The sequence below is a fragment of the Asanoa sp. NPDC049573 genome (assembly GCF_040676615.1).
In the GTDB taxonomy this organism is placed as follows: Bacteria; Actinomycetota; Actinomycetes; order Mycobacteriales; family Micromonosporaceae; genus Asanoa.
In genome coordinates, this window is the sequence record NZ_JBFAPI010000007.1 from 332,237 (window position 1) to 356,965 (window position 24,729).

The window sequence follows — 24,729 nt, forward strand, 5'->3', positions numbered from 1 at the left end:
TCCTTTCCACCGGTATCGCCAGCGGACGCCGCGCGGCTGACTGCTGCGGTGGCCGGCGCGGTTCTCCTGCCGGACGACGCGGGATACGACGCCGAACGCGCCGTATTCAACCTCAACCACGAACTGGTGCCCGCGGTGATCGTGGTGCCGGAGAGCGCCGCCGATGTGCAGTCCGCCGTCGTCTTCGCGGCGGAGCAGCACCGGCCCGTGCTGGTGAAGACCACCGGGCACCAGATCGTCGGCACGGCGCACGGCGCCGTGGTGATCGCGACGCATCGGATGAACGACGTGACCATCGACGCCGCGGGCCGCACGGCCCGCGTCGGCGCCGGAGCGATCTGGGCCGAGGTCGTCAAGGAGGCGACCAAGGTCGGGCTGGCTCCGCTGAACGGATCGAACCCCACGGTCGGAGTGACCGGTTACACCCTGGGCGGCGGTTTGAGCCCGACCCTCGGCCGTTCGCACGGCTACGCCGCCGACCATGTGCGCTCGCTGGACGTGGTGACCGCGGACGGCCAACTGCGGCACGTCGACGCGACGTCCGAGCCGGACCTGTTCTGGGCGATGCGCGGCAACAAGGGCAACTTCGGCGTGGTCACCGCGCTGGAGTTCGACCTGTTCCCGGTTCCCCGCCTCTACGGCGGCGGCATCTACTACCCGGGCGAGCGGATGGCCGACGTGCTGCGAGCGTGGACCGACTGGCTCCCGAGCACCCCGGAGACCATGGTCTCGTCCTTCGCCGTGCTGCGGCTGCCGCCATATCCCGAACTGCCCGAAGTGCTAAGCGGGTCGTTCGCGGTGGCGGTGCGGATCGCCTACAACGGCACGGCCGAAGACGGTGAGCGACTGGTGGCCCCGCTGCGGGCCGTCGCTCCGGCGCTCATCGACACCGTCGCGGACATGCCCTACGCCAACGTCGCGTCGATCCACAACGAGCCGACCGACCCGTTGCCCTATTACGAACGGAGCATCACGCTGCGGGAGTTCCCCGTGGAAGCGCAGGACACGCTGGTCGAGCTGGTGGGCCCGGGCTCGGAAACAGCACTGGCCATGGCGGAACTGCGTGCGCTGGGCGGGGCGTGGGACCGGGAGCCGGCGGTGCCGAACTCGGTGGCGACCAGGGGCCTGCCGTACGTCTTGCTGGGCGTCGCGGTCGGTCCGATCGAGCAGGAGCGGCAGCTCAAGGGGACGGTCGCCGAGGTGCTCGACGGCATGAAGCCTTGGCAGGGCGACCGACGCGTGGTGAACAACCTCGCGCCCGAGGAGGCGGCCGACTCCGCGGCGATCTACGGCCCGGAACGCTACGCGCGCCTGGCGTCCATCAAGAAGCGGTACGACCCGACCAACATGTTCCGGATCAACCACAACGTGGTGCCCGCTGCCTGAGGGATGGCCGGCCGCGTCAGCGGTAGTCAGTCGCCCTGAAGCATCCGTGCACGTGGTCGTTGACGATTCCGACGTTCTGCATGAACGCGTAGACGCTGGTGGGTCCGACGTAGCGGTAACCCTGAGACTTCAGCTGTTTCGCGAACGCTTCCGCACGGGCGGTGGACTTGGGTACGGCGGCCGCCGAGCGCGGCGCCCGTGAGCGTGTGCTCTGGTAGGCCTCGGCGAGCGTGGCCAGCCGGGGGCTCGCGGCCAGCATCGCTCGCGCGTTGTCGATAGTGGCTTCGATCTTGGCGCGGTTTCGGATGATGGACGGGTCTCGCACGAGACGATCGACGTCCGGCTCGCCCATCGCGGCCACCTTGGCAACGTTGAACTCGCGGAATGCTTTGCGGAAGGCGTCCCGCTTGTCGAAGACGATCGACCAACTCAGCCCCACCTCGAACACGCCCAGAGTGAGCGCCTCGAACATCGCCGAGTCGTCGGAGGTTCGCGTACCCCAGATCTCGTCGTGGTATCGACCGAACGCCGTTTCGCCGGTGCCTGCCCAGGCACACCGCGGCTGCCCGTCCAAACCGATGATCACGTCGCCGCTCATCGATCCTCCGCCATCGCAGTCGAGTCAGCTCAAAGTCTTCCAGCCCGGCGAGCCTTCTGACGCGGCTTTGGGGCCGTGCCGTGAGGCCTAGCGGACGACCTGCTCCGCCAGCAGGAGCACTCCGATGGTCACCATCGCCGTGCCGGACACGCGGGTCACCACCCGCGCCGCCGCCGGCCGCGTCCGCAGCACCCTTCGCGCGCCGGCGCCGACTCCGGTGTAGACCACCGCGCAGCTTGCCACGTGGACCAGACCCAGCACCGCGATCTGCGCCGCGACCGGCCAAGCCGCATCGCGACGGGTGAACTGCGGCAGCAAGGCCAGAAACAGCAGGAGCACCTTCGGGTTCAGCCCACTGATCCCCAGCCCCTTGGCTGCTTGGCGCACCCACGAGCCGGGCACCTGTTCCCGGCTGGCCTGCACGGTTGCCGGACGGGCGAGCATTGCCACGCCCAGCCACCCGAGGTACACCGCGCCGGTCAGGGTCAGGACGGTCAGCACCAGCGGCGAACGGGCGACCAGGGCCGCCACGCCGGCCGCCACCACCACGGTGGCCAGCAGATGCCCGGCCAGCAGCCCGCCCACCGCGGGCAGCACCGTACGGTGCCGCAAGCCGGCCGTGATCGCGTACGCCCAGTCCGCTCCCGGGGTGATCACCAGCAGGAACGAGACCACCCAGAACGCGGCAACGGTACCGACCGCCATGACCAGTCCTTCCCTCGCAGCGCAGCCGACCGGCGGTGGCTGCCTCTACGGAAGGCTAGGTGGATAGCCGTCAAAGGTGTTTCCAAAATGTCGCGCCTAGGACGGCATTTGGGGAAGAATCTTCCACGTGGACGACGTAGACCGCAGAATCCTTGCCGAACTGCAGAAGGATGGCCGCGTTTCGGTCACCGACCTCGCCGAACGCGTCCGGCTCAGCCTGTCGCCCTGCCACCGGCGTCTGCGCGCCTTGGAACAGTCGGGCGCGATCAGCGGCTACCGCGCCCACCTCAACGCGCACACACTCGGACTGACCTTCAACGCCCTGGTCTTCGTCACCATGCGCGCCGCCGAACGCGACACGATCGAGGCCTTCGAGGACGCCGTCGCCGGCATCCCCCAGGTCCTGCAAGCCGAACGCCTCTTCGGCGACCCCGACTACCTCCTTCGCGTCATCGCGGGCGACCTACCCGCGTTCCAGAAGCTCTACGACGAGCAACTCACCGCCCTGCCCGGCGTGCAACGCCTCAGCTCCACCCTCGTCATGAAGACCGTGGTCGACGACCGACCGCTACCCCTTTGACTTCGCGAGCGACTCGCACTCACCAGGGGGCCGGGCGGTTTCGAAGTGCCCGAAGCCGGTGGTGCACGGCGATGAGAACCGCGCTGGTCAGTCATTCCTCAACATCGGGCACTTCTGGCAGGGGCAGCCGCCAGCGTCGTTCGCCGCACCGGCGGTGCTCGCTCGGCATGGGGCGTGCAGCGGGTGTCTCTGCGGCAGGCTTCGCGGCCTTCCTACCGCGACGGCCGCGATGACCATAGCGGCGATCGGGCCCCGCCAGCGACGCCGCAAACGCTAGCTCAACGCCGCACTTAGAGGTCCTAACGCAATGGGGTATCCAGTGGGAGTTCCTGCCCCAACAACTGGGATTCGGTTCGGGCATGATGTGCTGGCGGCGGCTCGCGCAATGGAACGAGGCTGACGTGTGGCGCCGCTTGCACGAAGTGCTTTTGGCCGAGTTGCACCAGGCCGGACGGTTGGACTGGTCCCGTGCGGTCATCGACTCCTCACACGTGCGAGCCGCCAGACGCGGCCCAAAAGCGGTCCGAGCCCGGTCGACCGCGCCCGGCCGGGCTCGAAGCACAACCTGCTGACCGACGGGCGCGGTGTCCCCCTCGCGGTCACCCTGTACGGCGGCAACCGCAACGCGGTGATCCAGGTGCTCCCGCTGCTGGACGCGGTCCCGGCCGTGCGCGGCCGGGCCAAGACGGCCACGCCAGCGGCCGGACCAGCTGTTCGCTGACCGCGGCGACGACCAGGCTGGTGTGGGCCAAGGGCATCCGGCCCCGCATAGCCCGCCGCGGCCAAGATCATGGCACCGGGCTCGGGGCGATCCGGTGGGTCGTGGAACGGACCCTCGCCTGGTACCACGGGATGAAACGGCTACGAATCCGCTGGGAACGCCGCGATGACATCCACGAAGCATTCCTCGCCCTCGCCACCTGCATCATCACGTACCGACACGTCCGACAACTCTGTGAGGACCTCTTAGAGCCGGACGAGGCGACCGTCGACCTGCGGGCCGTGCTCAGCGCGTCGTACCGGACGCTGGATCCCAACTCTGGGCGTATGTTCCGGCTCCTGAGTCTCGCCCCCGGCCCAGACATCACCGCGGACGCCGCCGGGAGCCTGGCCGGAATGGCGCTCCAACACGCCCGGCGCGTTCGCGGGTCAAGCGTGTGCCGGGATCGGTACGTCTCCGTGGCGGCTGCCGCTCCACTGGCTGTCGGTCATCCGCACGATCCGCAGTCCGAGGTATCCGAAAACCGCGGTCAGCATCGTCATGCTGACCACATCGACGGCGGGGGGAGGGTCGGGCAGCAGCTCGTGGATCACGACAAGGGTGGTGACTACGGCCGGCCCCCACCAGCCGATGACTCCGGCACGCCAGGCGGCCCAAGACATCGCGAGTACTGCGAGGGCGAAACAGAGGATGAGCGGGAACGCCACCGCGTTGATGACGGGGGAGGCGTTGACCCGTTCGACGTACGCCGCCATCTGTGCCGGGTCGCCGCCGGCCAGCGGCAGGGTGAAGAGGGTGTACATCGCGATCGCCGCGTGGCCGAACCCGCCGAGCATCGCCGCTACGGCTGCCAGGTTCGCCAGGACGGCCCCTCGGTCGCGGGCCTGGTGCAGGATCCCGGCGACGGCCGGCGCCATCAGGATTCCCGAGATGAGCAGCAGGACCGCGGATGCCGCGAGGCTTCGCGCGTGTTGAGAAGCGGCGGCGTACGTGGCCTCGCCCGTGTCGCCGTCGCCTGGATCGAGCAGGGCCTGCACCACTAGCAGGGCCGGGAACAGGATCAGGGCGGCGCCCATGGCGTGCCGGCGTAGCCGCTGCGCGGTGGATGTGGTGGTCGACATCGGTGCTCCTTGCGACACGGTGACGGTGCTGCGGTCGGCGTGAACTGTCCCGCCGTGGCGGTCGTCGTGTCGTCGGCACCGAGTCTTGATCCGCGTCCGTCGCAAGGACGAGGTGACCGGCGTACAGATCGGTCGGTTGGCTGACTCGTCCGGGCGTGCCTCGCCGTACCGTGAGCTCATGCAACGGTGGACGCCGCGCCGCGGCGACATGGTGGCAGCCGCAGTGTTCACCGTCGGGACGCAGGCTGAGGTGTGGGCCGGCGCGGTGGCGGGTTCGCCCAGGCCGCTGCTGGCGGCCACGTGTCTGGTCGGCACCGTCGCGACGGCCTGGCACCGGATCGCTCCCATGGCCGTGTTGGTTATTGTGCTGACCGCGCTCGCCGTGGCACCGGGCGCTCTCGGCGCCGATGCGAACGCCGGATTCGCTTGGTTCGTCGCCGCGCTGGCCGTCATCGTGTCCGCCGCGTACCACGCGCGGCGTCCGGTCGTGGCGTTGGCGGTGACGCTCGGGCTGCTCACCGGGACCGTGGTGCTGGAAACGGGCCCCGTGATCGCTGACATCGCGTACGCATGCCTGCTCGGCACCGGGGGGTGGCTCGCCGGCCGTACGATCGCGAGCCGAACCCTGCGGGCTGAGCTGTCCGAGCAGCGCGCCGCGCTAGCCGAGCAGGAGGCGCAATGGCGTGCTGGCGCCGCAGTGATCGACGAGCGGCTGCGGATCGCCCGCGAGTTGCATGACGTGATCGGGCACAGCATCAGCGTCATGACGCTGCACGTCGGTGGCGTGCGCCGCCTGCTGGGGCCGGAGCACTCGGAGCAACGCGCCGCGCTGGAGGCCGTCGAGCGGACCGGGCGGGAGACATTGGCCGAGGTGCAGCGCCTGCTCGGTGTGCTCCGCGGGTTCCAGCTCGACGATTCGGTCCCAGCACCCGGATTGGCCGGTGCCGCGGATCTTCTCGAACCGGCCCGCGCAGCGGGAATTTGTGCGCAGCTCACCGTCTCCGGCGACGTCCGGCCGTTGCCGGCGGGCCTGGACCTGGCCGCCTACCGGATCGTCCAGGAGGCGGTCACCAACGTGTTGCGGCACGCCGCCGCGAGCCGAATCGACTGCAGCATCGAGTACGGCCCAGCGGCGCTCGAGTTACTTGTCGTAGACGACGGCACCACCCGTGGCGGGACCGGACGGGACGGGCACGGGCACATCGGAATGCGCGAGCGAGCGGCTCTTTACGGCGGCACCATCAACCTCGGCCCGCGGGCCGGCGGCGGATACGCGGTGCATGTGGTGCTTCCGATTTCGCAGCCCGTGATGGCCCGCGCCGACCAAGGGCCGCCGTGATACGCGTTCTCGTTGCCGACGACCAGGCCATGGTCCGCGCCGGGTTCCGGCTGATCCTGGCGGCCGAACCTGACATCATCGTCGTGGGCGAGGCCGCCGACGGCGTGGCGGCAGTAGCGGCCGCACGTCGGCTCCGCCCGGACGTCACTCTTATGGATATACGGATGCCGCGGCTCGACGGGATCGCCGCGACCCGCCAGCTGATTTCCGACGACCCCGTCGCCACCCGGATCGTCGTGTTGACCACTTTCGACGTCGACGCCCATGTGTACGACGCCCTCCGCGCCGGGGCCAGCGCGTTCCTGCTCAAGACCGCCCCGCCCGAGGATCTGGTACAGGCGATCCGGGTCGTGGCGGCCGGGGCCGGTCTGCTCGACCCGGCCGTCACCCGTCGGGTGATCGAGGAGTTCGCCCGCAGCCCGGCACCGGGACCAGCGCCTCCGGAAGTCGCCGCACTGACCGAACGGGAACTCGAGGTGCTCCACCAGGTCGCACGTGGACTCTCCAACGCCGAGATCGCCGCAACACTGGTCGTCAGCGAAGCGACGGTGAAGACGCACGTGGCCCGCACGCTCGCCAAACTGGGGCTCCGCGACCGGGTACAGGTCGTGGTCTACGCCTACGAGCACGGCCTTGTCCGACCCGGAGCCGACTGAGTCGCAGCGTGCGTCGGTCCGGCTCTCGTCTGTTCCTGACTCGCCTCGCGGCGATGCGGCGGCGGCCGAGACACCGTCAGAACGGTGCCGGGCCGCGACCTGTCAACGACACCAACACCTGAGTGGCGAGTAGTTTGCGCATGCCGGTGACGGCGACGGTACCCAGCCGATCGTACGGGAGTTCCAGTTGAAGTCCCTCGCCTGCGTTGCGAAGTTCCGTCGTGATCTCGTCCGGGCGGAAGGTGCCGCCCCAGCCGTTGAGTCCTCCGCGCTGGTTGGTACTGAGGGAGGCCATGCCAGATATGGATGCGCCGTCGACCAGGATCAGCCGCGCAGGGCCCGAATAGGTCGTCGTCATAGTCGTGTCCTTCAGGGGTGTCGCGCCGTGTACCCGCGGTTCCGGCCGTCTGACCGTCACCGGGAAGACGATGCATCGAGTCAGTCCATGGTGTGCTTGCCTAAATCGCGACCGTACATGCTCGACCGTCAAGCGCGGGAGCAGTGCTGGCGCCGGCTCCACGCCGGGATCGCTGGCCTTCGCCAAAGACGATCTTCAGCATGCCGTGGCGGGCTGATGAAACGCCGAACGGCGGCCCAACCGAACCAGTCGGGCCGCCGTGCGCGCAGAGCGTGGATCAGAGCGGCCGGATGTTCTCCGCCTGCGGGCCCTTCTGGCCCTGGGTGATGTCGAACTCCACCTTCTGGTTCTCGTCGAGGCTGCGGAAGCCGCTCGCCGAGATCGCGGAGAAGTGGGCGAAGACGTCAGCGCCGCCCTCGTCCGGGCTGATGAAGCCGAAGCCCTTGTCGGCGTTGAACCACTTCACGGTACCTGTAGTCATGTCTGCTCCTTCGCAGGCTGTTGGAGACCGCATTGTGCGGACCCTTACGCCGCCGCGTTGATCACCCGCGTCGAAACGACACGAAAAACGAAAAGCGCCTGGATGGTCTCGAATACCCCATCAGGCGCCGGAAAACGTCTACGGAAATCAAAACTGCAACTGGAAGAACGTAGCACATCCTCAGCCGTAGGTCCCGCGGCAGTGAGCGGATCGTCTGTACGCCCGCCGCGTGGACGGCCTGGCTCGGGGCCGGGTTGCCCGAGCCGCGCTAGCTCTGGTCGCTGGTCGTCACCGCGTTGTTGACCGGGCAGTTGCCTTCGCTTCGGCCGCACGCGGCGAAGTCGCAGAGGCGACACAGCCAAGGCTGTGGACGGTCGTGACTGTCGGCGGAGCGTTCTTCGACTCGGGCGCGGGTGACTGTGGTCAGCATCGTGTCCAGTGCTGCCGCAAGGTTGTCGAGCTCGTCCGAGGTCAATGCGGACAGTGCGCTGGTCAGTGTCTTCTCGCGTGCTTGACGTATCCGCAGCGCCAGGCGACGGCCACGCGGGGTCAACACGACGGACACGGCCCGTCCGTCCTGCGCTCCGACCCGCTCGATGAGGCCTTCGGCTCCGAGGCGGTCGACAAGGCGGACTGTGCCCGAGTGGGAGAGGCCGAGCACGGAACTCAACTGGGTGACCGATCCGCCGTCGAGGAACTCGTGCAGGGCGGCGAGGGCGGCGGGTGCCGAGGCCCCGAGCGCCGCGACCGCTTCGATGGCGGCGCTCATCCGGTCGGCGACGACGAGGCTCAACGCGCCAAGGGCGTTGGCTACGTGCTGGTGGCTTGACTGAGTTCTCGACACCGGTCTAGGTTATATGCATGAGTCATACACAGTCCAGGCCCGCGTGCGGCGAGTCGACGGCGACGCTGTCGATGGTGAACATCGACAGCGCCGACCCGGCCAGGCTGGCGCGGTTCTACGCGGCCGCGCTCGGCTGGGAGGTCACCTACAGCGACGAGAGCTACGGGATGGTCGAAGGCAACGGCATCAAGATCGGCTTCGGCAAGATCGAGGGATTCCGGCCCGCGCAGTGGCCCGATGAGGCAGGCGTCAAACGCTTCCACCTCGATCTGCAGGTGGACGACCTCGACGAGGCGACCGAGAGCCTCTGCGCGATTGGAGCCAGCGAGCCCGACTTCCAACCCGGAGCTGGGCGCTGGCGGGTGCTGCTCGACCCCGACGGCCAACCGTTCTGCCTGAGTCCCCGTCCCGCGGCCACGCCGTAGCGCCGCTGCTCGTCCCCGACGCCGAGGCGTGGCGCACCTGGTTGGACAGTCATCACGCCGACCATCCGGGCGTGTGGCTGGTGCTACACAAGCAGGGCGGTCGGACGACGGCCCTGACCTACCCGCAAGCGCTGGCTGGACGGATGCAGCCAGCCGGGATCGGCGCCGTCGACGCGGCCAAGGCGCATGGACGGTGGAAGGCGGCCTACCCCGCGAGCAGGCCGGCACGCAGACCCCGCCCGACCTGGCCCAGGCCCTGGCAGCCAATTGTCGCCATCCGACAGAGTTTCATGCACGGCGTCGTCGGCCTCACTCAGCGACCCGAGCCGCCCGCAGCCGCTCGGGTCGCTCGGCCGGGCAGCCATCGGTCACACACGCCCCGCGCTCTCCCTCTCATAGCAGTAGATCCGCCAGAAGGCCCCGATGACAGGAGAATTCATGAAGGCAAGGATCCAGAACCCGGCACTGACCGTCCCGGGCGCGTTCAAGGCTCTGCAGTTGCTCGCCGATTCCGTGCATGACGCGGAGATACCGGAAGTCACCCACTACCTCGTGCATCTGCGCGCCAGCCAAATCAACGGATGCAGCGTATGCGTGGACATCCATTCCCGCGAACTGGAGCACGCCGGCGAACCGAGCGCACGGATCTTCGCTGTCTCGGCCTGGCGGGAGGCACCCTATTTCACCGATGCCGAGCGTGCCGCGCTCGCGCTGACCGAGGCGGCAACGCGGCTCGCAGACCGTCCCGACCCCGTACCCGACGAAATCTGGGCCGAAGCGGCACGCCACTACAGCGAACAGCAACTCGCGGCACTGGTGATCTCCATCGCCACGATCAACGCCTGGAACCGCCTGAACGCCGCCACCAGACAGATCGGCGGAGACTGGGCCGAACAAGTCATCCAGCAGGCCCGTCAACCCAGCTGAACGGCAGTTGCTGGGCTCGGGCAGACCGGCCACGGACGCGGGTGGCATAGCTCGCCGATGCCTGTGGTTCAGACGGACCAGAGGGCTTCGTGGGTGCAGTCCGCCACCGTCGCCGCGATTGAGTGGACACCCCAGGGCCACCCTCAGTTTCGCACGGGCAGCCACTGATCGAGGTAGGCGCGCAAAGCGGTCGTGTCACTGCCACCGCGGTAGCCGACGTACCCGTCAGGTCGTACCAGAATGGCGGCTTGCCCACGAATCCGAAGCCGATTCAAGGCGGCGGCCGTCGAGTGGTCGAGCCGATGGACGCTGACCCGATCAGAACGGGTGCCGACCACACTGGCTGAGTCGACCGGCCAACCAGGCCCGCACAGAAGCAGGTGCCATCCCGGGCGGGCGGTGAGCTCGTGCAATGTTCGGGCTCCCGTGCCGGGCGCGAGCAATTCATCGGGAAGCCGGTCTCCCGCGCCCGCGCGGCGCGACGATCCGCCCGGCCCGGTCGCCGACAACGGGCTGCGCGGGTAGCTGATGTTCAACTGCGAAACCGTTCGGAAAACGGCACCTCGCCCGCTGGTGATCTTCGCGGCGAGCGGCAGAATCGCGGGTGCCACGTGGGCGCGCGCGAACCGGAGGATCGAGTTGGTCGACGTGGCGACGGTGAAGGCGCGGTCGGACATCCGCAGGACTAGTCGCCCAATGGGGGCGCGTTCTGGTTCGTAAGTGTCCAAGATGGACTGATGAGCACGTCCGGTGAGCGTGTGGGCGAGTTTCCAGGCAAGGTTTACCGCGTCCTGGATGCCGGTGTTCATGCCCTGGGCCCCAGCCGGAGAGTGGATATGGGCAGCGTCGCCAGCCAGGAAGATCCGTTCGGCCCGGTAATGGGCGGCGGCGCGGTGATGGAGGCGGAAGTTCGTCATCCACACCGGATCTCGAAGACGGACGACTCCGTTGGTGTAGCGGTCCGCCAGGGCCTGAACGTCTTCCAGCGTCACCGACGTGCCCGCCGCGCCCACATCACCGGGCGGTCTCATCGCGAGCACCCGCCAAGCCGCGGGTGAGACGAGGGGGAAGAAGAACAGCATCCCGCTGGGGGATACGAAGACGTGAGCAGTGCTGGTGTCGAGGCCGTCGGCGTCGGCGTCGGCCAGGACGAACGTCTGCGGGTACGAGTCGCCCTCGAACGGAATGCCAGCCAACTGGCGAACGGTGCTGCGGGCGCCGTCGCAACCGACGACGTACGGCACCTGAACGTGCTCGGTCCGGCCGCTGCGATGCCGAAGAGCCGCCTCCACCGACCCGCCGCTCTGGTTGAGGCCGGTCAGCTCGACGCCGCGTTCGACCTCGACGCCGCGGGCGTGCAGGTGGTCGGCAAGGACCTGCTCGGTGTGGGCCTGCGACAAGAACAGCAGGAAGGGGTACGGGGTGTCCGCGAACCCGAGGTCGAACATCGGGATCGGAACCGTCTTGCGGCCGGCGTGGACGACGAGCCGCACGTTCGGATTGCCCTGACGGACCAACTCGTCGGCGACCCCTAGGCCGGCGAGAACCTCCAGTGTGCGGGGCTGAATCGCCAGCGCCCGTGACTCGCGCGCACGGTCCAGGTTGCGGTCGATGATGCCCGGTCGGACGCCGTGGGCAGCCAACTGGGCAGCCATCGCTAGCCCGGTGGGTCCGCCACCGACCACCAGGACATCCGGCGGTGCCGTCACGCGCTCATCGTAGGGACGGTTCGCCCGCGACGGGTCACACCGACTGCGCGGCCGGTGTCTCGTCGAAAGCCAGCAGCGCGGCGAGCTGGCGCATGATGCCCGGCCGGGCGCGGTAGTAGACCCATGTGCCGCGACGTTCCGCGTCGACGAGGCCGGCTTCGCGCAGGGTCTTGAGGTGATGGGAGATCGTCGGGCCGGACAGCTCGAACGCGGGGGTCAGGTCGCAGACACAGGCTTCGCCATCTTCGGCGGAGGCGATCATCGACATCAGCTGCAGACGGACCGGATCGCCGAGGGCCTTGAACGCGGGGGCCAGGACCGCGGCGGTCTCAGCTGGGACGCGTCGCTGCGCGAGCGGGGGGCAGCACGGCGCTTCCGCGTTGAGGTCTATGAGCGGCAGGGCCGTCGCTTGCTTCGACATGCCTCTAGGTTGACAGATCTCGAAACAGCGTGCAACTCTCTGTTTAGATGAACGTCTAGTTCGAGCTTCATCTAGACAGACTGCTGAGGAGAGAGCCATGTTCCGCTTGGGTCGCCGTTCCGCCGCTGAGGCCGGAGTGCGCTTCTGCGACACCTGCACCGAGGTCAGCACCTCCGAGGGCCGGGCGCGACGCCGTCTTGACCGCACCCGGGCCCAGATCGCCGCAATGATCGGACCGCGCTGAGGGCACCACTCAACCGACCATCGAAGGGGAGAACTGATCATGAGCGAGACCAAGAACGCAGGCGGATTCGCCGGCGACCCGACTGCGGCGCTGGACGTTGCCGGCACCGGAGGCTGCTGTGGCAACCCGCCCCGGGCGAGCCTGTCGCTGCCCGAGCCCGACGCGGCCGCCGCTACGTGCTGCGGCACCGATGCGCAGGCGAAGGCGGAGAACACATGCTGCGGGAGCGCGGCGAAGGCTGACGCGGTCGCATCCGGATCCGGCTGCTGCGGATGACCACCACCTCACAGACGGCGCTACCCGCCCTCGACCGGCTCCTAGCTGATGTATCGGGTGAGCGGATGGCTGCCACGGTCGCGACGTTGGCCGGCGAGTCGTTCGCCGGCCGGCGGGTCGGCACGACCGGCGGCGGCGCCGCCCGTGCCTGGCTCGGTCAGCATCTGGTCGACCTCGGCGCGAGCGTGACGACCGAGTCATTCCCGGTGCGGGACGTTCCCGAGGTCTACGCCGTGCCGACCGCTGAGTGGAGCGACGGCAGCGCCACCCATCCATTGGCGTTTGGCCGCGATATCGCGGTCCACCTCGCCTCGGCGGACGTCGCCGATGTGAGGCAGGGTCCGCTGGGCGTGGCCGGAGTCGACGAGCCGGCCGGGCGATGGCTGCTAGCGCCGGTCGCGATGACCCTTACCGACGCCTATCAGCACGCCTCCGGGGCGCTCGGTCTGCTGGTGGGGCGGGCAGTCGACGGTGACGGCTGGCACTACACGATGCTCGCCGGTCCGCGGGTCGGACCGTTGCCAGTCATCAGCGTTTCGACCGACCTGCAGCCTCGGTTGCTGAACGCAGCACAGGGTGGCGGCGCCAACTGGTCGGCGAACGCGCCGATCCGCCGGGTCGACGTGAATGGCGCCAATGTGCACGCTCGACTGCGTGGTGCCGCGCCGGGTGGTCTGGACGTGCTGTTGACCGCGCATTACGACGGTGTCGGTGACCATCCGGGGCTGCGTCAGCCAGCGGCGGCGGACAACGGCAGTGGCGTGGCTGTTGTCTGCGAGGCGGCGCGGCTGCTCGCCGTGGGCCTGCCGCCAGATATCGGGCTGTCGGTGGCGTTCCTCGATGGTGAGGAGGCCGGAGCGCTCGGCTCCGCCCACCACGCGGCCCACCTTCGTACCGCCGCGAACCCGCCATTGGTGATCAACGTCGACGGCGCCGGCTGCCTGCACGAGGCCGCCGCCGTCGAGGCGGGCGGCCCGGCGCACGGCCTGTTGGCCGTGCTCGACCAGGCCGCCAGGCACACCGGGATGCCGCTGGTGGCCGGGCCGGTCGCTTCGGACAACCGTCGCTACGCCGCCGCTGGTCTGGCGGCGGTGGGCATCGGTGCCGGCATGGCCGGCTACCACAGTCCGTCTGACACGGCAGACCGCGTAGACCCGGCGACGATGGCCGCCATCTGCCGGCTGGTCGTGGCGACCGGGTGGCTCGCGGCGTCGGATGCGACTAAGCTTTCATCGTTGATCGGCGATAAACGATGAAGATGGTGGATCGTGGCCGAATTGCTCGACCGTGCCGTCGCCACGGAGTACGCCTCGTGGTTCCGCGCCCTCGCGGATCCGACCCGGGTGCAGATCGTGGCGTACCTGGCCCGCAAGGCGCACCCGATGCCGGTCGGCGAGCTCGTCGCCGCGGTCGGTTTGGCTCAATCGACGGTGTCGCAGCATCTCAAGGTGCTTACCGAGGTTGGCTTCGTGCGGGTCGAGCCGGTCGGCAACGCCCGCCATTACCGGATCAACCAGAACTGCGTGGACCGCTTTCCCTCGGCAGCCGACCTCGTCATGGGACGGCCGGCCCCGACACCGACCGGAGGGTGCGAATGCTGATCCGCCCGATGGACGCCGCCGACGCCGACGCGGTGCTGCGGATCTACCAGGCCGGGCTCGACAGCGGACACGCCAGTTTCGAGGTGACCGCGCCGACCTGGGCGACCTTTGACGCGGCCAAGCTCCCCGCGCACCGGCATGTCGCGGTCGGCTCCGATGGCACTGTCGTCGGGTGGGTCGCGGTGTCCGCGGTCTCCACGCGACCGGTCTACGCCGGGATCGTCGAACACTCCGTCTACGTCGACCCGCAAGCGCAGGGCAGAGGCGTCGCCCGGTCGCTCCTGACGGCGTTGATCGCCTCGACGGAAGCAGCCGGCATCTGGACGATCCAGTCCGGCATCTTCCCGGAGAACACCGCCAGTCTCGCCCTTCACCAGCGGGCCGGCTTCCGGATCATCGGCACCCGCGAACGGGTTGGCCGACACCACGACCGGTGGCGAGACGTCATCCTGCTCGAACGCCGCAGCCCCGCCGTCACCTGACCGTCGCGAGTCCGGCCCGGGCCGGACTCTAACCAGCTGATTTGAACAATGTCTAGACAAGGAGACATCGTGAGTACGTCATTCGACGACCTGCCCGTCGTGGTCATCGGAGCCGGACCGGTCGGCCTGGCCGCCGCCGCGCACCTGGCCGAGCGCGAGATCCCGTTCGTCGTCCTGGAGGCCGGCGACGGGCCCGCCGCCAGCGTCCGGCAGTGGGGCCACGTGCGGCTGTTCTCTCCGTGGCGGTACAACGTCGATGCCGCCGCGCGCCGGTTGCTCGCCGACGCCGGTTGGGTCGAGCCCGACCCGGACGTGTTGCCGACCGGTGCGCAGCTCGCCGAGGACTACCTGCGGCCGCTGGCGGACCTGCCCGCGCTCAAACCGCACCTGCGATACGACTCCCGAGTGGTCGCCGTGACCCGGCTGGGCATGGACCGCGTCCGGACCGCCGACCGTGCGACCGCGCCGCTGCTGGTCCGGCTCGCCGACGGCGAGGACCTACTGGCGCGTGCGGTAGTCGATGCATCCGGCACCTGGGCCACCCCCAACGTCCTGGGCGCATCCGGGATCCCGGCCCACGGCGAACCCGAGGCGACCGCGTTGGTGGAGCACGCACTGCCCGACGTCCTGGGTGCCGACCGTGACCGGTTCGCCGGCAAGCGGACGGTGGTCGTCGGTGCCGGGCACTCCGCCGCCAACACGCTGCTGTCGCTCGCGGAACTGGCCGGTCAGGCGCCGGGCACCAGCGTCGTCTGGGCGATCCGGTCGACGAGCCCGGCACGCACCTACGGCGGCGAGGCCGCCGACGCCCTTCCCGCCCGGGGCGCGCTCGGGTCGCGGCTGCGCTCCCACGTTGACGACGGCACCATCGAGCTGGTGACCGGCTTCGCCGTGCAGAGCGTCGAACCGACCGCCGCCGGCCGGGTGCGGGTGTCCGGGGGCGCCACGACGGTCACCGCGGACCGGATCGTGTCGGCCACCGGCTTCCGCCCCGACCACACGTTCGTCTCCGAGCTGCGGCTGGACCTGGACCCGGTCCTCGGCTCGACGCGCGCGCTGGCACCGCTGATCGACCCGAACGAGCACTCATGCGGCACCGTCCCACCGCACGGCGCCGAGCAGCTCGCGCATCCCGAGCCCGGCTTCTACGCCATCGGCGTCAAGAGCTACGGACGCGCACCGACCTTCCTTCTGGCTACCGGGTACGAGCAGGCCCGCTCAGTCGTCGCGGCCCTCGACGGTGACTGGGCAGCGGCCCGCGACGTCCAGCTCGACCTCCCCGAGACCGGGGTCTGCAACAGCAACCCCGTCCTGGACAGCGACACCATCACAGCAGGCGGCGGATGCTGCGGCCCAACCGCCGCAACGCAAGCCGAGCCCGCCGGTCGGGGCCTCGCCACCGGAATCTCCGGCGGGCTGCTTCGCGCACCGCTGACCCTCATCTCGGTCACGGAAACCGGCGGCTCCGACCAGGCCGGCAGCTGCTGCAGCTGAGCCGATGTCCACGCCGACCCGCACGGCCGCCGACCCCACAGCCGGCGGCCCAGGGCTGGCATTGCGCGGCTGGCGAATCGTCACGGCCTTCGCCATCACCATGGCGATCCTGGCCTTGCCGCGGTCCGGGACGTCGCCCAGCCGCGGTCGGCCGGAGGTGTGGTCATCGAGGTCGGGCTACCTACCGTTGATGAGATCTTTGTGGTGCTCAGGCGCCTCGGGCGAACAAGGCCAGCCGTACCCGGTTGGGGCTGTCGGTCTTGGTCATCAGGCTCGTGATGTGGGTCTTGACCGTGGTGACGCCGATGTGAAGTCGATCGGCGATCTCTGTGTTGGACAGGCCTGCGGCGACCAGGTTCAGCACGTCCCGTTCGCGCGCGGTCAGTCCTTGGGCCGGCCGCGGCGTCTCGGCGCGGGCGTGCACGGCGCGCTGGACCAGGCGCTGCAGCACCTCCTGACTGAACGGGCTGTCGCCCGCGGCGGCCCGGCGGACGCCGTCGAGCAGGTCGGCGGGCGGCGCGTCCTTGAGCAGGAACCCGCAGGCGCCGGCGGTCAGGGCCGGATAGAGGTGGTCGTCGTCGCCGAACGTGGTCAGCACCAGGATCCGGGTGGCGGGACGGTCGGCGAGGATCCGACTGGTCGCGGTGATCCCGTCGACGCCGGGCATGCGCAGGTCCATGATGACGACGTCGGGGGTGAGCCGGGCAGCCAGGGAGATCGCTTCGCGGCCGTCGGCGGCCTCGCCGACGACCTCGATGTCAGGCTGGGCGTCGCAGAGCATGCGCAGGCCCGCGCGGATGAGGTGCTGGTCGTCGACCAGCAGGACGCGGATCATGCCGGCTCCGGCGCGGGCGGCGCGGCCGAGGCCTCGGTGCCGCGGGGCGCCGACGAGGCCCGCGTGACGGCGGGCGAGGCGGAAGAGGCCGTCGGCGCGGAGGCGGCCGCGGGGACCGCTGCCGGCAGGACGGTGCGAACTCGCCAACCCGGGCTGGTCGGACCTACCTCGAGCTGACCGTCAAGGACTTCGACCCGCTCGCGCATGCCGGTGATGCCGTGGCCGCCACCGGACGGCACCGCCGCCGGCACCGAGCCCCGCCCGTTGTCCGAGACCTCCCAATGGACGGCCCCGTCGACCACGGAAACCGACAAGCGCGCCAGCGCGGACGTGCCGGCATGCTTGGCCACGTTGGTCAGCGCCTCCTGGGTCAGTCGCAACACCGCCAGGCCGCGAACCGCGTCGAGCGAACCGATTGCCGGATCGATGTCGGCCTCCACCATGACACCGGCTTGGCGGGCCCGATCGACAGCCGCGCCGAGTGCCGCTGGGAGCGCCGACGGCTCGATCGCGGTCAGCGCGGCGTCACCGCGTACCCCATCGGGGTTGCGCAGCACCGTGACCAGCTGCCGCAGATCCGCCAAGGCGGCGGTCCCGGTGGCGTGCACGTCGTCGAACACCTCGCCCACCCGCGGATCCAGGTCCGGAAGTACGTGCCGGGCTACCCCGATGCGCAGCACCATCGACGCCACGTGATGAGCGACCACATCGTGCAGCTCGCGGGCGATGGCGCCGCGTTCGTCGGCGCGCGCGGCCCGGCTCTCCGACTCGTGCCGGCGCCGATCCGCCGCGGCCCGCTCCAGGGCCTGCCGACCGAGCTCCCGGTTGGCCCGGATGACCAGACCGAGCAGCACCGGTACGCCGACCTCCAGGATCAGCCCGAAGACACCGGAGGCGATCCGGTCGACCGGGTTGCCGATCGAGTCGCTCAGATCGACCACGATCAGCAGCCCGGTGGCCAACCAGATGGTGCGGGCTCGATGCACCCGCATGGTCACCTCGAGCAACGCCCAGCTGGCGCCCACCTGGTTGATCGTGAGGTTGTCGACGAGCGGAATCGCGGCCGCCAGCAGCCCGGCCTGTATCAGCAGGTTGACCAGCGGCCGACGGTGGAACACCAGTGCCACGGCGAAGGCGAGCGCCGCGAGGATCCACTCCGTGGCCGTCGGCGCCGGGCGTGTCTGGGTGCCGAAGACCAGGTAGCCCACCCCGCTGAGGTCCAGCAGCACCATCCGCACGAGCGGGTCCCGCGTGTCGCGCAGTCGTCCCGCCCAGCTCACGGGGTCAGCCTAGGCGCTGCGGCTGGAGACGAGCGACCGCCGGCCGCTCCCACCTGGTCCGGAACCCGAGGTAGGCAGCCAAGCCGAGCGGCCCGAGCAGGAGGGTCAGCACCAGGACCGGAGCCATGACCAGCGCGGGCACCCCCCGCTCCCGGCTGTCCAGCCAGGTCCACCGGCCGACAAACAGGTCGAACGCGATCATGTGTGCCCAGACCGCCGCCGCACCGTCAGCCGTGCCGAACAGGTCACGCACGCCGCTCAGGGTCGGCGACAGCACGGCCGGCAGCACGTCACCGGCGGCCGGAAGCACCAGGAGCGCATAGATCACCAGTACCGGCAGCACGATCAACGGCGACGTGATGATCCGGGTGGTCCACGACCAGCGCGGCAGCAGGATCATCAGCGCCCAGAAGGGCGCGGCCAGCGCGAATGTCAGGGTGAAAAGCGCCGCGGTCATGCGGCCAGCACCAGTTCCGGGCGGCGCCGGCGAGCTACCACCAGGCCGGTGGCGGCCGCGGTCGCGACCGCCAGGGCCGCGAGGGCGGCCAGCGTGAGCGCGTCCGGACGCAGCAGCGGCTGTCCGCGCAGGGCCTGCCAGGTCAACAACACCGTGAGTACGCCGTACGCCGCGCCGGCGACGACCAGCAGCCGGGCTTGAGTGCGCTCGTCCAGCCGGGTCCCGAAGAAGCGGCTCAGCAGGATCGCGAGGATCGGTAGCGCCTGTAGGGCGTGCAACCCCACGAAGTGCCCGATCCGTAGATCCCCGCCGGTGGTGCTCCACCCAACCAGCGGCAACCCTGGTCCGCCGTCCAGGACGCCCACGCTGTGCGCCCCGCTGACCCCGTCGATCCCCGGCGACTGCATCGGCAGCAACATCGGCACCGCGGCCAGCATGCCCAGCAGGGAAAGACCGAGCCCCCACTCGACCGCGCGGGCGGCGACCCGGTCTGCGATCCGCCGTTGCAGCACCACGATCCCGATGACGAAGTGCGCGACGAACAGCACCATGACCGATGCACCCATTGCCGAGAAGAGGGCGGCGTTCAGCGGGGTGGTGCTGTTGAAGTGGCTGGTCGTGCCGCGTATCACCTGCCCGACGATCACCACCATCTCGATCACCGACATCGCGACGATGACCGTGCCCGCCCACTCCGCGACCCGGCTGCGCCGCGGCAGCAGGGACAGCATCCAGGCGAGGGTGACGCCGTACAGCACGAAGGACACCGAGAACTTGAACGGTTTGAGCCAGATCGGCACGCCGGTGAGGACGCGTGGGTCGGCGAAGACGCCAACCGCACAAATGACGGCGAGCACGGCCATCGTCGCGACGAAAATCATCAGGGGGCGGTGCCAGTTTGCCGCCCCGCGCAGTGCGGTAATCACATCTGTAGATGCTGGAGTGCCGTTCCCCGGAATGCGCCCGACCACAGGCCCCGGTTGCGGCCGGCGGTCGGAGCGGCGTCTCCTCCCTGGGTAGGAGGGGATTCGGGCCCGACGGGCGGAGTCGCTGAGGGAAGTCCCGTCCAGCCTCGCCGTGGGCGGCGTACTCGCTCTGAACCGCGCGGCCTCGAGGCAAGTCGCTGCCCTAGCCTCTTTCGACCGGGGAACGGCAAACATCGGCTCTCGGGTCCGGGCTCAGCCCCAGGTGAGCAGGGCGCCACGCTCGTCGAAGGTCGCCTCGGGTCCCCAAGTGATCTCCCACCGGTTGCCCTCCGGATCGGCGATGAACGCCGAGCGCCCACCCCATGGCCGGTCAGTCGCGGCGGCCACCGGTGTCGCGCCGGCGCTGACGGCGGCGGAGAAGGCCCGGTCGACGTCGTCGCGGGTGTCGACGGTGCAGGCGAGGGTGACGCCGGACCATCCGGTGGGGGTCGCGCTGCCGGGCGCGGCCTCGGCGGTGAGGTCGGCTACCGGGAACAGCGCCAGCAGCACGCCGCCGAGGAGGAACCCGGTCCAGGTGTCGTCGCCGTCTGGCAGTTCCGGCCAGCCGAGCGCCCGATAGAACCTGCGGAGAGTATCCATGTCGCGCGCGCCCAGCGTGACAATCGACAGTCGAGCGGGAAGGACGGTCATGAGTGGGATCCTCCCAGAGCGGCAGCCCCGCAGACCGCAGCCGCGAGCAACGGGGCCATACGGATCTGCCGCCGAGCGCGCACCGTCCTATCCGATGGGCGGAGGGCGTTGGCCCGCCTCGCCGAAGAGCTCAGCAGGTGGGACGTTCTCGGCCTGGCGCTCGGACTCATCGTCTCCGTGCTCATCGGCGAGCTCGCGTTCGGGGTCGGCAGCGACCACGATCGCCACCAAGATCGGCGTCCGGCTCGGCTCGCTGCTGGCCGCAGCCGCGCACCTCAGCCAGTGCTGAGCGGTGGACGTCGCCGAACACAATGGGCCCGTGAGGCTGCCAGCGACGTTACGGCGTAAGAACGCCAACATCCATGACAGGGCCTTGTTGTTCCTTGTCGTCGGGGCTGGGGGCACCTGGGCGGCCCACGAAACAGATCGGATAATTCCCGAATTCTTATCGGCCCTGATGATGGTGGGCTCCCTGTGCGTACTCCTGTCGCTGCTCTGGCCTTTCTCGATCCACGTTGACGACGCCGGCCTGACCGTCCGCGCACGGGGCGCCACGACCCGCCTGCCCTGGGCGTCGATCGTGAGGATCACGGTGCCCCGCGACAGCAAAGGGGGGTTCACCGCACCGACCCTGATGCTGCTGCTCGCGCCCGGCGTGCGGATCAAGCGCCGCGTCGGCGAGCGCAAGGGCGACGAACGGTTGCACAGGCTGCTCGGGCTCGACGATTTCACGATCCCACCCGAGCAGGTCATCGCGACCCTGAAGGTCTACAGCCCCGAGGGCATCGTCGACGCGGACGACTACCTGAGCTACCGCGCGACCAAGCGCCTCGTCTCGCAGCTCCTGCGCGAAGCAGAAGAAGACAGGGAGGACGGCCACTAGCGCCCGTGGGCTCGGGCCGCTTCGCCGCCCGCTCGGCCGCAGCGGGTGGAGGGTCCCAGCGACGCTGTGGAGCGTGTCGCCGGGTCGTCGAAACCTCCGGTGGGAGTTGGTGCGTGCCCAGGAACGGGCCGGGGGATCGTCGAGGGTGGCGGTGTTGTTGGCGTAGGACCCATAAGCGCGGGTCGCGTCAATCTCGGTGGCTGGGCGGCGCACGCACCCTCAGGATGCCCGGGCGGCGCCCGTGCCGCGTACCGGCGGCCGGCCGCGCAGCCTCGTTCGAACGCAGCCCGTGTCGGCATCGCTATCGGCCGGGAATCAGCGTTTCGGACCATATGAGACGTATGTCCGGGCATACTGGGTCTAGACGAAGTGGACAGGCCAGGTCGTGACCCACATCGGAAGGTTGGGCCGGCATGCAACCCATCATTCCGCCGCCGAGCGGCCCACTCAGTCAGACGCTCGGCCAACTCAACGACGCCGTCCGCCAATTACCTGCCGATGCTGAGCATTCGGCACCGGCGAGGTTGCGACGGGAGGCCATCGCCCTTGCCGAGGTCATCGACCGCGATGGCGATCGGCCCAGCACCGCACACACGGTCGAAGCGAATCGCTTGCTGCGCCGTATCTACGGCTACCTCGCGGAACAGCCGAACTATCCACCAGGCGGATCGTCCGCAGGCTAAACAATCAGAGAGGAACCCGCCATGGGTCTCGACGACAAGATCAACAACAAGGCCGAAGAGCTGAAGGGGAAGGTCAAGAAGGGCGTCGGTGAGGCGACCGGCGACGAGGACCTTGAGGCCGAAGGACGCATTGACAAAGCAAAGGCCGATGTCAAGCAGGCCGGCGAGAAGATCAAGGATGCTTTCAAGAGCTGATCGCCGGACAACGAGCAGCAGGGCGGATAGCACCGGTCCAGGTGCGCCGCCTTGCTGCTTTTCGCGGGTGCGATCGATATCTTCCTGCCCCTGCCCTGCTCTGACAGGCGGCCGACGGCGGCCGGCGAAGCCGAGGTCCTTGTCGGCAGGGACATCCTCGCCCAGGCGGGCGGCCAGCCGGACACCGCCGATAAATGGTGGCGCCGGGCCGCTGATGCCAGCAATGTCACAGCGATTTCAGCCTCGGCATCCTGGCCGAGGAACGCGACGACCCGGCCGCCGCCAAGGCGTGGTACCTACGCGGCCGCTGTAGTAGACATGAACGCGCTTGTGTCTAACGCCGTTCACGGGATGATGATTGCGGTCATGCCGAAGCGATCCTGCCGTTGTGGGTACGTCCCGGCTGAGGGGGTTGAGATTCGCCGGGAGCTCGTCGCGGCAAACCGGGCCGGGCAATTGCGTGGGTTGGCGCTGTCCCTGTCGAACATGGCCAAGGACCTGGCCGCGTGCGGACGGATCGACGACGCCATCGACTGCGGCGAAGAAACCCTTCACCTCGAGCGCGAGTGCGCGGTCAGCAATGCTCTCGCGGCACGCGAGCACGCTACGCGTCCAAGGGGCGCGGCTCGACCAAGCAGGGCAAGCCGCAGCGGCTCTGGAACTCGGCGTGGAAGCGGTCCAGGTTGCGCGCGAGGCGGTCGCCGCGAACCGCGGGGCAGATCTGCGGACGTTGGCCGGTGTGCTCGAGGAACAGGCTGCCCGGCTATACCACTCCCGTAACGTGGCACCGCGCGGTAAACGGCAACCACGGCGACAGGGCAAGGAGAACGAACACGCCGCCTACGCAATGGCGCGGAAACACGAACGCTACGGGCAGAGATCCAACGCTGACGTCAGGCACCGCGGGCCGCACCACAAGAACCGCACGGTGGACTGGCTACGACTCCAGCGTGCCGTTTGGGTCCCAGGGCCGCAACTCATCGACGCGGTGCGTTGAGGCGCGGCACAGCCAGGATCCAAAGCACCTTCGCGCGGTCAGGCACGGGTATGGTCAGCGTATGCGTGGTCACCGCGCCAGGGTCAGCGCCGCGACGTGGTTGTGGCCGCTGGCGACCGCGACGGTCATGGTCGCCGCTGCAGTCGCGTTGTGTCGCCTCGGCTACCTCGCGGTAGTCGCCAACTACGACGGCGCGTTGAGCATTTTCAACCCTGTCACCGTTGGGAGCTGGTTCGGCGCCGGGCTGCTGTTCCTGCTCGCGTTGCCCGCCGCTGCGCTCGTCTATGAGACGCTCACCGACCGCTGACGCCCCGGCGAACGGCAAATGCTGTCCAGGCCGAGCTAGGCGTTCCGTTGCGGCCGAGGCACCCCTATCGACGGTGACGACCTGTTGGTACTGGCATCTCGCAGCAAATGCCTTAAGGCGCTAGACGACTACGGGGGCGCCACGCTGGCGGCAGTCGTGGAGTTTTTCGGTGACTCGATGGCAGGGTGATCGCTGGCGTTGCCTGGTCGACCGCCGGCCTCAGCGCCGCCGAACGTCCGGTCGAACGTCCTACTCAATGTCCTGGTCTGTTGATGATCTGGGCGTTGTCATTGGTTGGGTCTTGGACATGCTCCGACAGTGATCGCTGCCACGGGGAGGTAGATCGTGCGTGGGTCTCGAACGGCCATCATGGCTGCGTTTATTACGCTCGCGCCGACCATCGTCGCCGTGACCGGCGATCCGCCAGGGGCACCGTTACGCCCAGTCGCTGCCGCCGAACCACCATCGTTGGCACGGCTTTTGTTGACCGGGTGAACTGTCCACTATGGTCGCGCGCTCGATGATCACGAATCTATCGTGAGTGTCGCGCTGTGATTTCGTTGCCGGGAAGCCCACGAGGGCGCGGGCACACTGTGCCTCGGCGCCATTAAGGACGACGACATGAAGCGAATCCCGCGCAAATCTTTGCGAGTGGCGATGGCCACCGCAGGGGCGATGGCCCTGATGGTCGCGGTCGCCCCGGCGCCCGCGCAGGCGGCTCCGCCCCCGGGCTACACCGTCTCGATTGGGAGAAACGGCGACGACGTGGTCATACACATCAAGAACGAGGCCGGGACCGAAATCGGTTGGGCAGAATTCCAGGCGGACCCCTTTGGCTCGATCCCGGGTGACGCCATCAGGGCGAGCGACCGGTACGCCGACGGGCTCGGCGTCGAGGCGTGGCTGGACATCAACCCGGGAAGCACCTTCCAGACCGACCGCATCGCGTCGACGCGGGGCCACAACTCTCCGTACACTTCGCCTTACGCGACCGGCAACATCGCCGAGGGCACGCGGATCGGGCTGCGACTTTGCCTGGTGCAGGGCTCTCTCACCTACTGCACGGGGACCCAGTACAGCGTCGCGTGACGCCACCGAGACAAGGCGC

At 69.2% G+C, this 24,729-nt stretch carries 29 protein-coding genes and 1 pseudogene; 17 read left to right on the plus strand and 13 right to left on the minus strand.

Annotation, left to right across the window (positions count from 1 at the left end; translation table 11 throughout):
• The first annotated feature begins 48 nt into the window (after nucleotides 1–48).
• Nucleotides 49–1,386 (plus strand): FAD-binding oxidoreductase, encoded by a 1,338-nt coding sequence (locus AB0J74_RS19070; protein ID WP_363449541.1) that lies wholly within the window; start codon nucleotides 49–51, stop codon nucleotides 1,384–1,386.
• Between the two features lie 16 nt (nucleotides 1,387–1,402).
• On the opposite strand, the gene AB0J74_RS19075 is transcribed toward AB0J74_RS19070, so the two are convergent.
• A complete protein-coding gene (locus tag AB0J74_RS19075; RefSeq protein WP_363449543.1) occupies nucleotides 1,403–1,984 on the minus strand; it encodes a DNA-3-methyladenine glycosylase I in 582 nt (193 codons plus the stop codon).
• A gap of 87 nt (nucleotides 1,985–2,071) precedes the next feature.
• Nucleotides 2,072–2,689 carry a LysE family translocator gene (locus AB0J74_RS19080; RefSeq protein ID WP_363449546.1) on the minus strand — a complete coding sequence of 206 codons (618 nt, stop codon included), beginning with the start codon at nucleotides 2,687–2,689 and terminating at the stop codon, nucleotides 2,072–2,074.
• 127 nt (nucleotides 2,690–2,816) lie between these two features.
• Between AB0J74_RS19080 and AB0J74_RS19085 the strand changes: the two genes are divergently transcribed.
• Together AB0J74_RS19085 and AB0J74_RS19090 are read left to right on the plus strand one after the other, a co-directional pair.
• Nucleotides 2,817–3,269, plus strand: coding sequence for an Lrp/AsnC family transcriptional regulator (locus tag AB0J74_RS19085; protein WP_363449548.1), 453 nt, complete (start codon nucleotides 2,817–2,819; stop codon nucleotides 3,267–3,269).
• Nucleotides 3,270–3,622: 353 nt separating this feature from the next.
• Nucleotides 3,623–4,217 (plus strand): annotated as a pseudogene (locus AB0J74_RS19090) (IS5 family transposase); the annotation flags it as partial.
• Between the two features lie 201 nt (nucleotides 4,218–4,418).
• On the opposite strand, the gene AB0J74_RS19095 reads toward AB0J74_RS19090, so the two are convergent.
• Nucleotides 4,419–5,111, minus strand: a complete 693-nt coding sequence (locus AB0J74_RS19095) for a hypothetical protein (protein WP_363449550.1) — start codon at nucleotides 5,109–5,111, stop codon at nucleotides 4,419–4,421.
• Between the two features lie 178 nt (nucleotides 5,112–5,289).
• On the opposite strand from AB0J74_RS19095, the gene AB0J74_RS19100 reads away from it, so the two are divergent.
• Nucleotides 5,290–6,450 carry a histidine kinase gene (locus AB0J74_RS19100; protein ID WP_363449552.1) on the plus strand — a complete coding sequence of 387 codons (1,161 nt, stop codon included), beginning with the start codon at nucleotides 5,290–5,292 and terminating at the stop codon, nucleotides 6,448–6,450.
• Nucleotides 6,447–7,106 carry a response regulator transcription factor gene (locus AB0J74_RS19105; protein ID WP_363449554.1) on the plus strand — a complete coding sequence of 220 codons (660 nt, stop codon included), beginning with the start codon at nucleotides 6,447–6,449 and terminating at the stop codon, nucleotides 7,104–7,106. The genes AB0J74_RS19100 and AB0J74_RS19105 overlap by 4 nt, the downstream gene beginning before the upstream one ends.
• 76 nt (nucleotides 7,107–7,182) lie before the next feature.
• Here AB0J74_RS19105 and AB0J74_RS19110 read toward each other — a convergent pair whose 3' ends face one another.
• The 3 genes from AB0J74_RS19110 to AB0J74_RS19120 all read right to left on the minus strand — a co-directional run bounded on the left by AB0J74_RS19110 (nucleotide 7,183) and on the right by AB0J74_RS19120 (nucleotide 8,738).
• Nucleotides 7,183–7,464 (minus strand): hypothetical protein, encoded by a 282-nt coding sequence (locus AB0J74_RS19110; protein ID WP_363449556.1) that lies wholly within the window; start codon nucleotides 7,462–7,464, stop codon nucleotides 7,183–7,185.
• A gap of 277 nt (nucleotides 7,465–7,741) precedes the next feature.
• Entirely contained in the window at nucleotides 7,742–7,945 is a 204-nt protein-coding gene (locus AB0J74_RS19115; protein ID WP_363449558.1) for a cold-shock protein, read from the minus strand.
• Between the two features lie 268 nt (nucleotides 7,946–8,213).
• Nucleotides 8,214–8,738: a MarR family transcriptional regulator gene (locus AB0J74_RS19120; protein ID WP_363449560.1), complete on the minus strand. Its 525-nt coding sequence runs from the start codon at nucleotides 8,736–8,738 to the stop codon at nucleotides 8,214–8,216.
• Between the two features lie 68 nt (nucleotides 8,739–8,806).
• On the opposite strand from AB0J74_RS19120, the gene AB0J74_RS19125 reads away from it, so the two are divergent.
• Nucleotides 8,807–9,214 carry a VOC family protein gene (locus AB0J74_RS19125; protein WP_363449562.1) on the plus strand — a complete coding sequence of 136 codons (408 nt, stop codon included), beginning with the start codon at nucleotides 8,807–8,809 and terminating at the stop codon, nucleotides 9,212–9,214.
• A gap of 438 nt (nucleotides 9,215–9,652) precedes the next feature.
• Nucleotides 9,653–10,141 carry a carboxymuconolactone decarboxylase family protein gene (locus tag AB0J74_RS19130; RefSeq protein WP_363449564.1) on the plus strand — a complete coding sequence of 163 codons (489 nt, stop codon included), beginning with the start codon at nucleotides 9,653–9,655 and terminating at the stop codon, nucleotides 10,139–10,141.
• Between the two features lie 143 nt (nucleotides 10,142–10,284).
• Here AB0J74_RS19130 and AB0J74_RS19135 read toward each other — a convergent pair whose 3' ends face one another.
• Complete coding sequence (locus AB0J74_RS19135) at nucleotides 10,285–11,850, minus strand: FAD-dependent monooxygenase (RefSeq protein ID WP_363449566.1); 1,566 nt, start codon at nucleotides 11,848–11,850, stop codon at nucleotides 10,285–10,287.
• A 34-nt stretch (nucleotides 11,851–11,884) separates the two neighbouring features.
• On the minus strand, nucleotides 11,885–12,271 hold the full coding sequence (locus AB0J74_RS19140) for a metalloregulator ArsR/SmtB family transcription factor (protein ID WP_363449568.1): 387 nt from the start codon (nucleotides 12,269–12,271) through the stop codon (nucleotides 11,885–11,887).
• Between the two features lie 283 nt (nucleotides 12,272–12,554).
• On the opposite strand from AB0J74_RS19140, the gene AB0J74_RS19145 reads away from it, so the two are divergent.
• The 5 genes from AB0J74_RS19145 (at nucleotide 12,555) to AB0J74_RS19165 (ending at nucleotide 16,368) form a co-directional block, all read left to right on the plus strand.
• Entirely contained in the window at nucleotides 12,555–12,791 is a 237-nt protein-coding gene (locus AB0J74_RS19145; protein WP_363449570.1) for a hypothetical protein, read from the plus strand.
• Nucleotides 12,792–12,856: 65 nt separating this feature from the next.
• Nucleotides 12,857–14,047 (plus strand): M28 family peptidase, encoded by a 1,191-nt coding sequence (locus AB0J74_RS19150; RefSeq protein ID WP_363449572.1) that lies wholly within the window; start codon nucleotides 12,857–12,859, stop codon nucleotides 14,045–14,047.
• Between the two features lie 9 nt (nucleotides 14,048–14,056).
• On the plus strand, nucleotides 14,057–14,392 hold the full coding sequence (locus AB0J74_RS19155; protein WP_363449642.1) for a metalloregulator ArsR/SmtB family transcription factor: 336 nt from the start codon (nucleotides 14,057–14,059) through the stop codon (nucleotides 14,390–14,392).
• A complete protein-coding gene (locus tag AB0J74_RS19160; RefSeq protein WP_363449574.1) occupies nucleotides 14,386–14,874 on the plus strand; it encodes an N-acetyltransferase family protein in 489 nt (162 codons plus the stop codon). The genes AB0J74_RS19155 and AB0J74_RS19160 overlap by 7 nt, the downstream gene beginning before the upstream one ends.
• A 48-nt stretch (nucleotides 14,875–14,922) precedes the next feature.
• Nucleotides 14,923–16,368, plus strand: a complete 1,446-nt coding sequence (locus AB0J74_RS19165) for an FAD-dependent oxidoreductase (RefSeq protein ID WP_363449576.1) — start codon at nucleotides 14,923–14,925, stop codon at nucleotides 16,366–16,368.
• Between the two features lie 208 nt (nucleotides 16,369–16,576).
• Here AB0J74_RS19165 and AB0J74_RS19170 read toward each other — a convergent pair whose 3' ends face one another.
• The 5 genes from AB0J74_RS19170 to AB0J74_RS19190 form a co-directional block, all read right to left on the minus strand.
• Nucleotides 16,577–17,203: a response regulator transcription factor gene (locus AB0J74_RS19170; protein ID WP_363449578.1), complete on the minus strand. Its 627-nt coding sequence runs from the start codon at nucleotides 17,201–17,203 to the stop codon at nucleotides 16,577–16,579.
• On the minus strand, nucleotides 17,200–18,483 hold the full coding sequence (locus tag AB0J74_RS19175; protein ID WP_363449580.1) for a histidine kinase: 1,284 nt from the start codon (nucleotides 18,481–18,483) through the stop codon (nucleotides 17,200–17,202). The genes AB0J74_RS19170 and AB0J74_RS19175 overlap by 4 nt, the downstream gene beginning before the upstream one ends.
• A gap of 4 nt (nucleotides 18,484–18,487) precedes the next feature.
• Nucleotides 18,488–18,940: an ABA4-like family protein gene (locus AB0J74_RS19180; RefSeq protein ID WP_363449582.1), complete on the minus strand. Its 453-nt coding sequence runs from the start codon at nucleotides 18,938–18,940 to the stop codon at nucleotides 18,488–18,490.
• On the minus strand, nucleotides 18,937–19,821 hold the full coding sequence (locus AB0J74_RS19185) for a hypothetical protein (protein WP_363449584.1): 885 nt from the start codon (nucleotides 19,819–19,821) through the stop codon (nucleotides 18,937–18,939). Before AB0J74_RS19185 ends, AB0J74_RS19180 begins: the two co-directional genes overlap by 4 nt.
• A gap of 297 nt (nucleotides 19,822–20,118) precedes the next feature.
• Nucleotides 20,119–20,556, minus strand: a complete 438-nt coding sequence (locus tag AB0J74_RS19190) for a VOC family protein (RefSeq protein ID WP_363449586.1) — start codon at nucleotides 20,554–20,556, stop codon at nucleotides 20,119–20,121.
• A gap of 319 nt (nucleotides 20,557–20,875) precedes the next feature.
• On the opposite strand from AB0J74_RS19190, the gene AB0J74_RS19195 reads away from it, so the two are divergent.
• The 5 genes from AB0J74_RS19195 (at nucleotide 20,876) to AB0J74_RS19215 (ending at nucleotide 24,710) form a co-directional block, all read left to right on the plus strand.
• Entirely contained in the window at nucleotides 20,876–21,439 is a 564-nt protein-coding gene (locus tag AB0J74_RS19195) for a hypothetical protein (protein ID WP_363449588.1), read from the plus strand.
• Nucleotides 21,440–21,852: 413 nt separating this feature from the next.
• Nucleotides 21,853–22,122, plus strand: coding sequence for a hypothetical protein (locus tag AB0J74_RS19200; RefSeq protein ID WP_363449590.1), 270 nt, complete (start codon nucleotides 21,853–21,855; stop codon nucleotides 22,120–22,122).
• 21 nt (nucleotides 22,123–22,143) lie between these two features.
• Nucleotides 22,144–22,317 carry a CsbD family protein gene (locus AB0J74_RS19205; protein WP_363449592.1) on the plus strand — a complete coding sequence of 58 codons (174 nt, stop codon included), beginning with the start codon at nucleotides 22,144–22,146 and terminating at the stop codon, nucleotides 22,315–22,317.
• A 1,058-nt stretch (nucleotides 22,318–23,375) separates the two neighbouring features.
• A complete protein-coding gene (locus AB0J74_RS19210) occupies nucleotides 23,376–23,621 on the plus strand; it encodes a hypothetical protein (protein ID WP_363449594.1) in 246 nt (81 codons plus the stop codon).
• A gap of 621 nt (nucleotides 23,622–24,242) precedes the next feature.
• Entirely contained in the window at nucleotides 24,243–24,710 is a 468-nt protein-coding gene (locus AB0J74_RS19215) for a hypothetical protein (protein WP_363449596.1), read from the plus strand.
• Nucleotides 24,711–24,729: the final 19 nt, after the last annotated feature.

What these genes read in the sequence shown, in the direction of transcription:
- AB0J74_RS19075 (WP_363449543.1), bottom strand. Translation starts at nt 1,984, where the DNA reads ATGAGCGGCGACGTGATCATCGGTTTGGACGGGCAGCCGCGGTGTGCC.
- AB0J74_RS19080 (WP_363449546.1), bottom strand. Translation starts at nt 2,689, where the DNA reads ATGGCGGTCGGTACCGTTGCCGCGTTCTGGGTGGTCTCGTTCCTGCTG.
- AB0J74_RS19095 (WP_363449550.1), bottom strand. Translation starts at nt 5,111, where the DNA reads ATGTCGACCACCACATCCACCGCGCAGCGGCTACGCCGGCACGCCATG.
- AB0J74_RS19100 (WP_363449552.1), top strand. Translation starts at nt 5,290, where the DNA reads ATGCAACGGTGGACGCCGCGCCGCGGCGACATGGTGGCAGCCGCAGTG.
- AB0J74_RS19110 (WP_363449556.1), bottom strand. Translation starts at nt 7,464, where the DNA reads ATGACGACGACCTATTCGGGCCCTGCGCGGCTGATCCTGGTCGACGGC.
- AB0J74_RS19115 (WP_363449558.1), bottom strand. Translation starts at nt 7,945, where the DNA reads ATGACTACAGGTACCGTGAAGTGGTTCAACGCCGACAAGGGCTTCGGC.
- AB0J74_RS19125 (WP_363449562.1), top strand. Translation starts at nt 8,807, where the DNA reads ATGAGTCATACACAGTCCAGGCCCGCGTGCGGCGAGTCGACGGCGACG.
- AB0J74_RS19130 (WP_363449564.1), top strand. Translation starts at nt 9,653, where the DNA reads ATGAAGGCAAGGATCCAGAACCCGGCACTGACCGTCCCGGGCGCGTTC.
- AB0J74_RS19140 (WP_363449568.1), bottom strand. Translation starts at nt 12,271, where the DNA reads ATGTCGAAGCAAGCGACGGCCCTGCCGCTCATAGACCTCAACGCGGAA.
- AB0J74_RS19145 (WP_363449570.1), top strand. Translation starts at nt 12,555, where the DNA reads ATGAGCGAGACCAAGAACGCAGGCGGATTCGCCGGCGACCCGACTGCG.
- AB0J74_RS19150 (WP_363449572.1), top strand. Translation starts at nt 12,857, where the DNA reads ATGGCTGCCACGGTCGCGACGTTGGCCGGCGAGTCGTTCGCCGGCCGG.
- AB0J74_RS19160 (WP_363449574.1), top strand. Translation starts at nt 14,386, where the DNA reads ATGCTGATCCGCCCGATGGACGCCGCCGACGCCGACGCGGTGCTGCGG.
- AB0J74_RS19165 (WP_363449576.1), top strand. Translation starts at nt 14,923, where the DNA reads ATGTCTAGACAAGGAGACATCGTGAGTACGTCATTCGACGACCTGCCC.
- AB0J74_RS19170 (WP_363449578.1), bottom strand. Translation starts at nt 17,203, where the DNA reads ATGATCCGCGTCCTGCTGGTCGACGACCAGCACCTCATCCGCGCGGGC.
- AB0J74_RS19180 (WP_363449582.1), bottom strand. Translation starts at nt 18,940, where the DNA reads ATGACCGCGGCGCTTTTCACCCTGACATTCGCGCTGGCCGCGCCCTTC.
- AB0J74_RS19185 (WP_363449584.1), bottom strand. Translation starts at nt 19,821, where the DNA reads ATGATTTTCGTCGCGACGATGGCCGTGCTCGCCGTCATTTGTGCGGTT.
- AB0J74_RS19190 (WP_363449586.1), bottom strand. Translation starts at nt 20,556, where the DNA reads ATGACCGTCCTTCCCGCTCGACTGTCGATTGTCACGCTGGGCGCGCGC.
- AB0J74_RS19200 (WP_363449590.1), top strand. Translation starts at nt 21,853, where the DNA reads ATGCAACCCATCATTCCGCCGCCGAGCGGCCCACTCAGTCAGACGCTC.
- AB0J74_RS19205 (WP_363449592.1), top strand. Translation starts at nt 22,144, where the DNA reads ATGGGTCTCGACGACAAGATCAACAACAAGGCCGAAGAGCTGAAGGGG.
- AB0J74_RS19210 (WP_363449594.1), top strand. Translation starts at nt 23,376, where the DNA reads ATGCGTGGTCACCGCGCCAGGGTCAGCGCCGCGACGTGGTTGTGGCCG.
- AB0J74_RS19215 (WP_363449596.1), top strand. Translation starts at nt 24,243, where the DNA reads ATGAAGCGAATCCCGCGCAAATCTTTGCGAGTGGCGATGGCCACCGCA.